At 69.6% G+C, this 11,478-nt stretch carries 11 protein-coding genes; 8 read left to right on the top strand and 3 right to left on the bottom strand.

The genetic code is table 11. The annotated features are described in order from the left end of the window. The first annotated feature begins 16 nt into the window (after positions 1–16). The 6 genes from AORI_RS58385 to AORI_RS58360 all read left to right on the top strand — a co-directional run bounded on the left by AORI_RS58385 (position 17) and on the right by AORI_RS58360 (position 6,601). Positions 17–1,318, top strand: a complete 1,302-nt coding sequence (locus tag AORI_RS58385) for an alpha-L-fucosidase (protein ID WP_016333835.1) — start codon at positions 17–19, stop codon at positions 1,316–1,318. A 13-nt stretch (positions 1,319–1,331) separates the two neighbouring features. Beyond that, complete coding sequence (locus AORI_RS58380) at positions 1,332–2,774, top strand: polysaccharide lyase 6 family protein (RefSeq protein ID WP_016333834.1); 1,443 nt, start codon at positions 1,332–1,334, stop codon at positions 2,772–2,774. A gap of 83 nt (positions 2,775–2,857) precedes the next feature. Further along, positions 2,858–3,895, top strand: coding sequence for a LacI family DNA-binding transcriptional regulator (locus AORI_RS58375; RefSeq protein ID WP_016333833.1), 1,038 nt, complete (start codon positions 2,858–2,860; stop codon positions 3,893–3,895). Then, positions 3,892–4,653, top strand: a complete 762-nt coding sequence (locus AORI_RS58370) for a sugar phosphate isomerase/epimerase family protein (RefSeq protein ID WP_228688370.1) — start codon at positions 3,892–3,894, stop codon at positions 4,651–4,653. The genes AORI_RS58375 and AORI_RS58370 overlap by 4 nt, the downstream gene beginning before the upstream one ends. Further along, a complete protein-coding gene (locus tag AORI_RS58365) occupies positions 4,650–5,282 on the top strand; it encodes an SGNH/GDSL hydrolase family protein (RefSeq protein ID WP_016333831.1) in 633 nt (210 codons plus the stop codon). The genes AORI_RS58370 and AORI_RS58365 overlap by 4 nt, the downstream gene beginning before the upstream one ends. Positions 5,283–5,299: 17 nt before the next feature. After that, positions 5,300–6,601 carry a serine/threonine-protein kinase gene (locus AORI_RS58360; protein WP_016333830.1) on the top strand — a complete coding sequence of 434 codons (1,302 nt, stop codon included), beginning with the start codon at positions 5,300–5,302 and terminating at the stop codon, positions 6,599–6,601. A gap of 69 nt (positions 6,602–6,670) precedes the next feature. On the opposite strand, the gene AORI_RS58355 is transcribed toward AORI_RS58360, so the two are convergent. The 3 genes from AORI_RS58355 to AORI_RS58345 all read right to left on the bottom strand — a co-directional run bounded on the left by AORI_RS58355 (position 6,671) and on the right by AORI_RS58345 (position 9,117). Continuing rightward, positions 6,671–7,690, bottom strand: a complete 1,020-nt coding sequence (locus tag AORI_RS58355) for a LacI family DNA-binding transcriptional regulator (protein WP_016333829.1) — start codon at positions 7,688–7,690, stop codon at positions 6,671–6,673. Next, entirely contained in the window at positions 7,691–8,335 is a 645-nt protein-coding gene (locus AORI_RS58350) for a flavodoxin family protein (protein ID WP_016333828.1), read from the bottom strand. A 77-nt stretch (positions 8,336–8,412) separates the two neighbouring features. Then, entirely contained in the window at positions 8,413–9,117 is a 705-nt protein-coding gene (locus AORI_RS58345; protein WP_016333827.1) for an alpha/beta fold hydrolase, read from the bottom strand. 126 nt (positions 9,118–9,243) lie between these two features. On the opposite strand from AORI_RS58345, the gene AORI_RS58340 reads away from it, so the two are divergent. Together AORI_RS58340 and AORI_RS58335 are read left to right on the top strand one after the other, a co-directional pair. Beyond that, positions 9,244–9,804, top strand: coding sequence for a TetR/AcrR family transcriptional regulator (locus AORI_RS58340; protein ID WP_016333826.1), 561 nt, complete (start codon positions 9,244–9,246; stop codon positions 9,802–9,804). 80 nt (positions 9,805–9,884) lie between these two features. Further along, the gene (locus tag AORI_RS58335) at positions 9,885–11,468 is read left to right on the top strand and encodes an AMP-binding protein (RefSeq protein WP_016333825.1); all 1,584 of its coding nucleotides are present in this window, start codon (positions 9,885–9,887) and stop codon (positions 11,466–11,468) included. Positions 11,469–11,478: the final 10 nt, after the last annotated feature.

The raw sequence follows: 11,478 nt of genomic DNA, 5'->3' as shown, positions 1-11,478 counted from the left end.
AAGGAGCGATCCTGCAGTGAGTTCCACCGCCTGGTTCACCCACGACCGGTTCGGGATGTTCGTCCACTGGGGACTGTATTCCCTGGCCGCCCGGCACGAATGGGTGCAGAACCGCGAGAAGCTGACCGACGAGCAGTACCGGGTCTACTTCGACCACTTCGAGCCGGACAAGTACGACCCGCGGTCCTGGGCGCGGGCCGCGAAGGCCGCGGGCATGACCTACGTCGTGCTGACCACCAAGCACCACGACGGTTTCTGCCTGTGGGACAGTGACCTCACCGACTTCAAGGTGACGAACACGCCGTACGGCAAGGATCTGCTCGGCCCGTTCGTCGACGCCTGCCGTGAGGAAGGCCTGAAGGTCGGCTTCTACCACTCGCTGATCGACTGGCACCACCCGGCTTTCCCCGTCGACGGCACCCATCCCCGCCGTGACGACGCGGAGTACATCGCGGCGCACCAGTACGCCGACATCGCCGAGTACCAGCTGTATCTCCACGGCCAGGTGCGCGAACTGCTCACCCGCTTCGGCACGATCGACTACCTGTTCTTCGACTTCTCCTACAAGGGCCGCAAGGAATGGTGGGGCGGCAAGGGACCGGACGACTGGGACTCCCCCGGCCTGCTCGCGCTGGTCCGCGAACTCCAGCCCGGCATCCTGGTCAACGACCGCACCGGGATCCCCGGCGACTTCATCACCCCGGAGCAGTACCAGCCGTCCGGCCCGATGACCCGCGACGGTGTCCCCGTGGTGTGGGAGGCGTGCCAGACCCTTAACGGCAGCTGGGGTTACGACCGCGACAACCTCGACTACAAGAGCCCCGAGCTGCTCATCCGCATGCTGGTCGACGGCGTGTCCAAGGACGGCAACCTGCTGCTCAACGTCGGGCCCAACGGCCGGGGCGAGATCGACCCCCGTGCGCACGAAGTCCTCGCCGAGATCGGCCGCTGGATGGACCGGCACGAACGCTCCATCCGCGGCTGCGGTCCCAGCGAGTTCACCGCGCCCGCCGACGGCCGCTACACCCAGCGCGGAGACCGGCTGTACCTGCACCTGTTCAGCTGGCCGATGAACCACGTCCACCTGCCCGGCCTCGCCGGGCGGGTGCGCTACGCCCAGTTGCTCGACGACGCCTCGGAAATCCGGCAGGTGCACACGGATCCCGGGCAGACCGCGCAGAACACCCAGATGGGCGGGCAGCCGGAAGGCACGCTCACCCTGAAGCTCCCCATCCGGAAACCGGACACCCCGGTCCCCGTCATCGAACTGTTCCTGAGCACGGAAAGCCCCGCCGCCGAAACCCGCCCCACCGATTGAGCACGGAGGCATCATGGATCGCAGAAGGTTCCTCAGCGGCGCCACCCTCGGCGCCGCGCTGATCACCGTCCCCTGGGTCACCGCGGGCACGGCGTCGGCCAAACCCCAGGGGCTGTGCGCCCTGAACGTCAGTTCGCTCACCGAACTGCAGAACGCGATCAACCAGGCGGGCCCCGGTGCCGTCATCACCGTGAACAACGGCACCTACACCGTGCCCACGGGCAAGCCCATCACCATCAAGGGCAGGCGCGGCACGAAGGACCAGCCGATCACCATCGTCGCCCAGTCCCGCGGCGGCGTGACGCTCAACGGCGAGCAGAGCTTCGTCTTCGACGACTCCACCGGTGTCACGATCAGCGGGTTCAAGTTCCGCCAGAGCACCACGCTGGAGATCCCGGCGAACTGCTCGCGGATCCGGCTGACCCGCAACGATCTCCAGTTCGCCGACCTCCCGGACCTGCACTGGGTGATGGTGCGCGCCGACAACAGCAAGATCGACCGGAACCACTTCCACCACAAGACCACGCTCGGCGTCATGCTCTGCATCGAGGGCGCGGACGACGACAAGATGGCCGCGGACGTCGAGGTCTTCCGGAACTACTTCTCCGACCACACCTTCCCCGGCGACAACGGCGGCGAGCCGATCCGGCTCGGCGTCAGCCCGCGCGCGCTCAGCACCGCCGGGGCCAAGGTCGAGTTCAACCTCTTCGAACGCGCGAACGGCGACCCGGAGGCGATCTCGATCAAGTCGTCGGGCAACTTCATCCGCAACAACACCATCCGGAACAGCCTGGGCGGCATCGTGCTGCGCCACGGGAACAAATCCGTCGTCGAATCGAACTTCATCCTCGGCGGCAAGGAAGGCATCCGGATCTACGGCAACGACCACAAGATCGTCAACAACTACGTGGCCGGGGTGTCCGGTACCGCGCTGGTCGTCGGCAGTGGCTCCGTGCGGGACCACTTCCCCGGTGAATCGAAGGAATCCCGGCGCGGCAACGACGCGGCGGACCGCGTGCTCATCGCGCACAACACGCTGCTGAACAACGGCGGCACGCTCGCCGGCGAGACCAAACGGACGATCGAACCGCGCGACTGCACGATCTCGGACAACCTCTTCGTCGGCGGCAACGGCGACCTGGTCGCGATGAGCACCACGGGCAACTTCACCTGGTCCGGCAACATCCTGTGGGGTTCGGCCGGGAACGGCAACATCCCGGCTGGCACCTTCCGCCGGGTCGACCCGAAGCTCGTGCAGGGCTCCGACGGCGTCTCGCGGCTCGCCGCGGGCAGCCCGGCGATCGACGCGGCGACCCTCTCGACCGCGCCGGTCACGCTGGACATCGACGGTCAGGCCCGCGGCAGCCTGCGTGACGTCGGCGCCGACGAGTACTCGACGGCGGCCATCGCCAACCGGCCGCTCACCACCGCGGACGTCGGCCCCGGCGCCCCGTAACCGGGCGGCGGACATCAGAGCCGGGCTCACGCCGGCGTCAGCCCACGCCGGCGTGAGCCCAACCGCACCACCGAGGAGGAACCATGGCGCAGCGTGCCGCGGGTTCGGCCACCCTGGCCGACGTCGCCCGCGAGGCCGGAGTGTCGCTCGCGACGGCGTCGAGGGCGCTCAACGGCGGGACCAGACAGGTCAGCGGCACCCTGCGCGAATCGGTGCTGCGGGCCGCGGAACGCTTGCAGTACACGGCGAACGTGCCCGCGCAGGCGATGGCCCGCGGCCGCGGCAACGTCGTCGGGCTGCTGGTGCACGACATCGTCGACCCGTACTTCTCCTCGATCGCGTCCGGCGTGATGCGCGTGGCCGCCCGGCACGGGCTGACGGTCACCATCGCGAGCACGGAAAACCATCCGGAGAAGGAACTCGAGTACGTCACGACGTTGCGCGGGCAACGGGCGCGGGCGGTCATCCTCGCCGGGTCGCGGAACGAAGACAGTGCCCTGCAACGGAATCTGACCAAGGAACTCAAGGCGTTCGAGGCCGCCGACGGCCAGGTCGTGGTGATCGGGCAGCGGAAACTGCCGTTCGACACCGTCATGCTGGAGAACCGCGCGGGCGCGGCGGATCTGGCCGAACAACTCGCCCTGCTCGGGCACCGCGACTTCCTCGTCCTCGCCGGGCCGTCCGGCCTGCTGACCTCGCGGGACCGGGTGCTGGGTTTCCGTGACGGCCTCGCCCGCCACGGCGTCCCCTTGCCCGAAAACCACGTGCTGCGCGCGGAATTCACTCGCGACGGTGGCTACGCGGCGATGGTGCGGGCGATCGAGAGCGGCTTCCGCGGCTGCGTGTTCGCGGTCAACGACGTGATGGCCGTCGGCGCGATGGCCGCCTGTCGCGACCGCGGGCTGCAGGTTCCCGCCCAGATCGCGATCGCGGGGTTCGACGACATTATCACCTTGCGCGACATAAGGCCTTCGCTGTCGACTGTGCGGGTGCCGATCGAGCGCATGGGCGAACAGGCCCTCGACTTCATCCTCGACCACCGCGCGGACGGTCCCCGCGTCAAGCCGATCACCGGCGAGGTCGTGTTGCGGGAAAGCACTCAACCGTTGGAGGGAAAATGATGCGCCCGGGACTGTGTTCGGTGACCTTGCGGCGGCTGGACGCCGACGAGGTCGCCCGTCGCGCCGAGGAGGCCGGACTGCAGGTGATCGAATGGGGTGCCGACGTCCATGTGCGCCCCGGTGACGACTGGGCGGCCGAGCGCGCGTTCGAGGCCATGGCACGGCACGGGCTGACCTGCGACTCCTACGGCTCCTACTTCCGCGCGACCCCGATGGAGACCGGGAAGTTCGGCGAGATCGCCGCCACCGCGGTCCGGCTCGGCGCTTCGCGGATCCGGGTGTGGGCGGGGAAAGCGGGCTCCGGGGACGTCGACTCCTACGAGCGCGAGCAGATCGTCGCCGGGCTCCGCGAGGCCGCCGACGTCGCGAACGAGCACGGACTCGAAGTCGCGCTGGAGTTCCACGGCGGGACGCTGACCGACACCGCCGAATCGACCGTGCGGTTGCTCGAAGAGGTCGGCCGCGACAATCTCGGCACCTACTGGCAACCGCCGCAGGATCTGCCGGACGAGCAGGCGCTGGCGGGGCTGGAACTGGTACTCGACCAGGTCCGCGCGGTGCACGTGTTCTCGTGGTGGCCCAGCAACGAGCGGCATCCGCTGACCTTCCGGACGGAGCTCTGGACGCGGGCGTTCGGCCTGCTCGCCAAGGCGGGGCGGCCGCTCGACGCGCTGCTGGAATTCGTCCCGGACAACGATCCGGACCTGATCCCCGGTGAGGCCGACTCGCTGCGGAAGCTGATCGAGGCGGGCGCGTGAGGTTCACCGAAGCCGACCGCCTGCTGTTCGCCGGCGACTCCATCACCGATTCCAGCCGCGACCGCACCGACCCCGCGTCGCTCGGCAAGGGCTACGTGCGGCGGATCGCGGACCTCCTCGGCGACGGGCCGGAGGTGCTCAACCGGGGGATCAACGGAAACCGGATCTACGACCTCGAAGCCCGCTGGGCCACCGACGTCCTCGCGGCGCGTCCCACGGTGCTGACGGTGAAGATCGGCATCAACGACACCTGGCGGACGTTCGACCGCGGCCTGCCGAGCCCGATCGACAAGTTCCGTGCCGCCTACTCCCGGCTGCTGGCGGGCGCACGGCGGGATCTCCCGGCCGAGCTGTACGTGATCACGCCGTTCCTGCTGCCGGTGGAGCCGGAACAGCAGGACTGGGTCGCCGATCTGGCGCCCCGTATCGAGGCCGCGATCGAGGTGGCGACCGAGTTCGGCGCGCGGCTGATCCGCGCGGATCTGTTCATGCCGCAGGCGGCCGCCGAGCACGGGGCGGCGACGCTGGCCCCGGACGGCGTCCACCCCAGCCCGCTGGGACATCGCCTGCTCGCCGAAGCCTGGCTCGCGACGGCCGGGTCGCCGGTCCAGGAGGCCCCGCTCTCCTAGCGGATACAGTTGCGTCCGTGAACCGGGATGCCGTCATTGCCGGACGTTACCGGCTGGAGCGCGAGGTCGGCCGGGGCTCGATGGGCGTGGTGTGGCGGGCGCGGGACGAGCGGCTCGACCGGACGGTGGCGCTCAAGCAGATGCTGCCGGACACCTCGCCGGACGGGGCGCCGTTCCGGTCGATCGTGCGCGCGATGCGGGAGGCGAGGGTCGCCGCGCGGCTCAAGCATCCGCACGCCGTCACCGTGTACGACGTCGTGGAGCAGGACGGAACGCCGTTCCTGGTCATGGAATACCTGCCGTCGCGGCCGCTGACGGATCTCCTCGCGGACGACGGCCCGCTCCCCGCCGGCCGGGTCGCGGAACTCGGCGCGCGGATCGCCTCGGCGCTGGCCGCCGCGCACGAGGACGGGATCCTGCACCGCGACGTCACGCCCAACAACATCCTGATCACCGGCGACGGACAGGCGAAGATCGCCGACTTCGGCCTGTCCCACGCCACGGGCGAAGGGACCATGACCGGCGGCGGGCTCGTCGTCGGCACTCCCGCCTACCTCTCCCCCGAGGTCGCCGACGGTGAGGAACCCGGCTATCCGTCGGACGTGTTCTCGCTCGGCTCCACGCTCTACACCGTGCTGGAGGGCGCGCCGCCGTTCGGCACCGACGCCAACCAGATCGCGCTCCTCAAACGGGTCGCCCGCGGCGAGATCGTCACGCCGCGCACCACCGGCCCGCTCACGGACGTCCTGCTGCGCATGCTCCGGCGCGATCCCGCGGAGCGGCCGGACATGGCCGAGGCCGAACGGATGCTCGCCGCCGTCGCCGAAGGCCGTCCGGCGATCCTGGCCGGCACCAAACGGCTTCCCGCGCCCGCCCGCCGATCGCGCTTGCCGATCGCCATCGCGGGCGGCGTGGTGGTGGCGGGAGGTGTCCTGGCGGGGATCCTGCTGTTCGACAACGACGCACCCGATTCCGCCGCCCCGGTCGCGGCGCCTTCACCGTCGGCCGCGAAGCCGGTGTGCGAAGCGCGTTACGAGATAGCCAACCGCTGGCCCGGCGGCTCGGAGATCCGCGTGTCCGTGCGCAACGCGCAGGACACCCGGCTCACCGGCTGGGAGGTCAGCTGGACGCTGCCACCCGGCACCCGTATCGCCAATCTGTGGAACGGTTCCCTCGCGCAGGACGGCGATCGCGTGCGAGTGTCCGAATTGGACTGGAACGCGGTACTGCCCGCCAGCGGGACGACCACGTTCGGCTTCATCGCGACCACCGAGGACGACGGCGGGGACACGCCGGTCGCGGTGTGCCGGAGTTCCTGAGCATGCATTTAGTCCTCTGAATGCGGTAGTTGCCCGTGCAAGGACCGCATCCAGAGGACTAAATGCATGCTAGCGGGTGGTGGATTCCCGGGCGTTGAGCCGCACGGGGACTTCGATCCGGTGCGGCTCGCCGTCCAGGGCCGCGCCCTCGACGAGGTCCATCAACGCCGTGGCGGCGCGGCCGCCCACCTCACGGGGATGCACGAACATCCCGGTCACCTGCGGCGAAACGAGCCGGAGCGAACCACTGTCGACCGCACTGCAGATCCCGAGCCCGCCGGGTACCGCGAGCCGTCGTCGGCGGGCCTCGTGCAGCACTCCGAGGGCGAGGTTCTCCGACGTCGTGAAGACGGCGTCCGGACGCACCGGGCGGTCGAGCAGCCTGCCCAGCGCCTCCGCCGTGCCTTCGGTGGTCGGCGGCTCGTCGATCTCGACGACCACCGGCTCCAGTCCCCGCTCCTCCAGCCAGCCGGTGTAACCCGCGACCAGGTCCGCCGCGTACGACCGGCGGGTGTCGGTGGTGATCATCGCCGGCCGCTCGTAACCGTTGTCCGCCAAGTGATCCAGCATCAGCCGGGCGGCCGCGACCAGGTCGTTGTCGACGACGACCGGCACCGGGCACGGCGCCGCCATCGGCCGTCCGACGGTGACCAGAGGCCGGTCTCGGCACCAGCCGGTCGCGAAGAAAGGTTCGTCGCCACGGGGATCCACCAGGATCGCACCGTCGACGGCGAAGGCGTTCAGCCGGTCGAGGTCGGCGTCCGTCGGGGCCAGAAGCAAGGCGTACGACCGTTTCGACGCGGCCTCGGCCGCCCCGTTGAGCACTTCGAGGAAGTAGTCCGAGTTGGGTACGAGCGCGCAGGCACTGCTCGCGTCGACCGAGTTCGCGAGCTGGATCGCCAGCGTGCGGCTGCGCCGGGTGACCAGCTGCTGCGCGTGCACACTCGCCTGATAGCCGAGGTCGGCCGCCGCCCGCGCGACCCGCTGCCTGGTCTGCTCGGAGATCCGCCCCTGTCCGCTGAGCACGTGGGAGACGGTGGTGATCGAAACCCCCGCGGCGGCGGCGACGTCACGGATGGTCGGCGACACTCAGGCCTCCACGGGCGGTCCCCAGACGCGGTTCGGCCGGTCGGTGTCCAGCCGATAGTCGGTGACATGGGCGTCGCCCAGCCTACGGCCGAGGTCCTCCGCCGCCGCCAACGGCCGCGCGGGGTCGCGTTCCACCTCGCCCCGGCTGTTGCCGACGCCGACCACGATCCCGGCGAGATCCTGGCGCAGATACCGGGTGAGTTCCTGGAACTGGGCCTCGAGTCCGAGCGTCGCGCCGCGATAGCTCTCCTCGCAGGAGATCAGCACCGCGGCGCGTTTGCCCATCAACCCCGGCACGACGTCGGCGGTGTGCGGCGAACTGCCGGAGGTGTAACAGAAAAGCCGGTCGAAGAACGACTTGAGCCGCCCGGTCATGCCGTACCAGTGCAGCGGTGTCGCGTAGACGATCGCGTCCGCCGGGAGCACGTACTCGAACAACAGACGCTCGTAGCCGTCCCCGATGCCGCACGACCGATCGCTCAGCCGGCAGTCACGGCAGTCCCCCAGCGGCGACTCGACGAAATCGGAGAGCCGGGCGAAGTCGACCGTGTGCCCGGCCTCCTCCGCACCTTTGCCCAAAGCCTGCGCGAGAGCCCAGGAATTGCCTTCACGACGCGGGCTCGAATCGAGCACCAAGATCTTCACGTGGTTCTCCCCAGAGAGACTGCAAAAACGCTTTTTCAGTCTCTCCGGGGAGGGTTTCACCTGTCAAGCGACCGAGGTCAGGCGACCTTGGCGGCCGCCGCGAGGATGACCTCCGCGACGACGTCCGGCCGCGAGACCGAGACGGCGTGCGAAGCGTCGACCCTGGTGACCTCCGAACCGGCGCGGTCGGACATGAACGCCTGCGCGGCGGCGGGGATCGCGTGGTCCTGCTCGGCGATCAGCGCCCACGACGGCAGGTTCTTCCACGCCGGCTCGCCGTCGAACGGGGTGCCGAGCGCGCGCTCGGTGACCGGACGCTGGGTGACCGCCATGACGTCGGCGGTCTCCGCGGGGACGTCGGCCGCGAACACGTCCGAGAAGTTCTCGGGCTTGATCGACAGCTCACCCTGCGCGGCCAGGACATTCGTGGTGTCCGGGCCGAGCTTGCCGCCCTCGAACCGGCCGGACAGCTCGAACACGCTCTCCCCCGCCTCCGGCTGGAAGGCGGCGATGTAGACGAGCGCCTTGACATTCGGCGCGGTGGTGGCCGCGCGGCTGATCACCACGCCGCCGTAGGAGTGCCCGGCCAGCACCACGGGGCCGTTCACTCCGTTGACGACGTCGGCGACATAGGCCGCGTCGGACTCGATGCCGCGCAGCGGGTTCGACGCCGCCAGCACGCGATAGCCCTGCTCACGCAGCTTCGGGACGACTCCGTTCCAGCTGGACGAGTCGGCGAAAGCACCGTGGACCAGGACGATGGTGGGCTTCTGGTTGCTCATTGCTGCTCCTTCAGAGCCAGGGAGAATGATCGGTCTTTCTGCCTTAACCATGGCGCCACGGGATGCCTTCCGCAACGTGACGAAGACGACCTAGTGGAATGACCGTTCTTTCTCTAGAGTTGAAAGATGCCGACTGCCGACCGGGACGTACACCCGAAGATCCGGCTGCTCGAGACAGCGTCACGGCTCTTCTACGCGGAGGGCATCCATGCCGTCGGCGTGGAGCGCCTGGTCTCCGAAGCGGCCGTGACCAGGGCGACGTTCTACCGCCACTACCCCACCAAGGACGACCTCGTCGCCGCCTACCTGAGCACCACGAGCGAACGGATCCGCGCGGGCGTCGGCGCGGTGACGCAAGGGAAGCCCGCCCGAGAAGCACTGCTCGCCGCTCTGGGCATCATCGGCGACCGGACGCTCGACGACGACTTCCGCGGTTGCCAGTTCCTCAACGCCGCCGCCGAATACCCCGATCGCGCACACCAGGTGCGACAGGTCATCGACGACCACCGGAACTGGTTCTTCGGCGTGCTTCGCGACTTGGCGCGCGACGCGGGCCATGCCGACCCCGAACACGCCGCCCGCACGCTCGTCCTCCTCCGAGACGGCGCCCTCCACGGCGGGAACCTCGACGACCCCGAGACCGTGCGAACCACCCTGGCGCGAGCGGTGGCCGACGTCGCGGGCTGAGCTTCATCGCGTCTTCTCGACGGTCGTAACAAGTGCTACCTTCGCGGGAGGGGGCACGGCCGGACCGAGGAGCGGCGACGATGAGGCTTTCTCCCAGCGCGCATGTCGACCCGTTCTGCCGTGACCGGCTGCCTCCCGCCGATCAGTGGCCGGAGTTCGTCTTCGCCCTGCCGGAACTCCGCTATCCCGACAGGCTGAACGCCGCGACCGCTTTGCTCGACGACACCGTCACCCGGCTCGGCCCGGACCGGCCTTGCCTGCTCTCCCCCGCCGAAACGTGGACATACGGTGAAGTCCTCGCCCGCGCCAACCGCGTCGCCCATGTCCTGGTCACCGAATTCGGTGTGGTCCCAGGCGATCGGGTGCTGCTGCGGGGCACCAACACCCCGTGGCTCGCGACGGTGTGGCTGGCCGTGCTCAAGGCGGGCGCGGTGGCCGTCACGACCATGCCGATGCTGCGCCGGACCGAACTCGACAAGATCGTCGGCCGCGCGAAGCCCGCGCTCGCTATCTGCGACGAGCGCCTGATGGACGAACTCCCGCCCGATCTGCCGGTCGTGGCGTACGGAACGGAACTCGCCGCCCGCGCGGAAGGGCATCCGGCGACGTTCGCCGACGTCCCGACCGCGGCCGACGACGTCGCCCTGCTGGCCTTCACCTCCGGCACGACGGGCTCGCCGAAAGCGACCATGCATTTCCATCGCGATCTGCTCGCGATCGCCGACACGTTCTCCCGCCACGTCGTGCGCCCGACGTCCGACGACCTCTTCTGCGGCACACCACCGTTGGCCTTCACCTTCGGCCTCGGCGGCCTGCTGGTCTTCCCGTTGCGTGCCGGGGCGGCGACGCTGCTCGTCGAACGCGCCACCCCGGCGGAACTCGCCGCCATCGTCGCCGAGAAGGGCGTCACCGTCCTCTTCACCGCCCCGACCGCGTACCGCGCGATCCTGAACGCCGGCGACGGACGGCTGCTGGCCGGAGTGCGCCGGGCCGTGTCCGCGGGTGAGTCGCTTCCCGCTCCCGTGGCCGCGCAGTACCGGGCGATCGTCGGGCGGCCGCTCATCGACGGGCTCGGCAGCACCGAAATGCTGCACGTGTTCATCTCCGCCGCCGACGACGACGCGCGTCCCGGCGCGACCGGCAAGGTCGTACCCGGCTACGAGGCGGCCGTCCTCGACATCGACGGTTCGCCCGTGCCCGACGGCACGCCCGGGTTCCTGGCGGTGCGCGGCCCCACCGGCTGCCGCTACCTCGAAGACCCGCGCCAGCGCGACTACGTCCGCGACGGCTGGAACTTCACCGGCGACACCTACGTGCGCGACGCCGACGGCTACTTCCGGTTCGTCGCACGCAGCGACGACATGATCATCTCGTCGGGCTACAACATCGCCGCCCCGGAGGTCGAGGAAGTCCTGCTGACCCATCCGGACGTGGACGAATGCGCCGTGATCGGCACACCGGACCCGGATCGCGGTTCGATCGTCACCGCGTTCGTCGTCCCCCGGCCCGGCGCCGAACCCGGCACGGATCTCGTGAAAGCCTTGCAGGACCACGCGAAGGCGACCGCGGCGCCGTACAAGTATCCGCGGCGCGTGCGGTTCATCGAGGCGTTGCCGCGCAATCCGAGCGGGAAGCTGCAACGGTACTTGTTGCGGGAGTTGTGAAAGGGGCTTT

The organism is Amycolatopsis keratiniphila, from assembly GCF_000400635.2.
GTDB lineage: Bacteria > Actinomycetota > Actinomycetes > Mycobacteriales > Pseudonocardiaceae > Amycolatopsis > Amycolatopsis keratiniphila.
The sequence above is the reverse complement of the archived record's forward strand: the minus strand, read 5'-3'. Positions and strand labels throughout refer to the sequence as shown.

What these genes read in the sequence shown, in the direction of transcription:
- AORI_RS58380 (WP_016333834.1), top strand. Translation starts at nt 1,332, where the DNA reads ATGGATCGCAGAAGGTTCCTCAGCGGCGCCACCCTCGGCGCCGCGCTG.
- AORI_RS58375 (WP_016333833.1), top strand. Translation starts at nt 2,858, where the DNA reads ATGGCGCAGCGTGCCGCGGGTTCGGCCACCCTGGCCGACGTCGCCCGC.
- AORI_RS58370 (WP_228688370.1), top strand. Translation starts at nt 3,892, where the DNA reads ATGATGCGCCCGGGACTGTGTTCGGTGACCTTGCGGCGGCTGGACGCC.
- AORI_RS58345 (WP_016333827.1), bottom strand. Translation starts at nt 9,117, where the DNA reads ATGAGCAACCAGAAGCCCACCATCGTCCTGGTCCACGGTGCTTTCGCC.
- AORI_RS58340 (WP_016333826.1), top strand. Translation starts at nt 9,244, where the DNA reads ATGCCGACTGCCGACCGGGACGTACACCCGAAGATCCGGCTGCTCGAG.
- AORI_RS58335 (WP_016333825.1), top strand. Translation starts at nt 9,885, where the DNA reads ATGAGGCTTTCTCCCAGCGCGCATGTCGACCCGTTCTGCCGTGACCGG.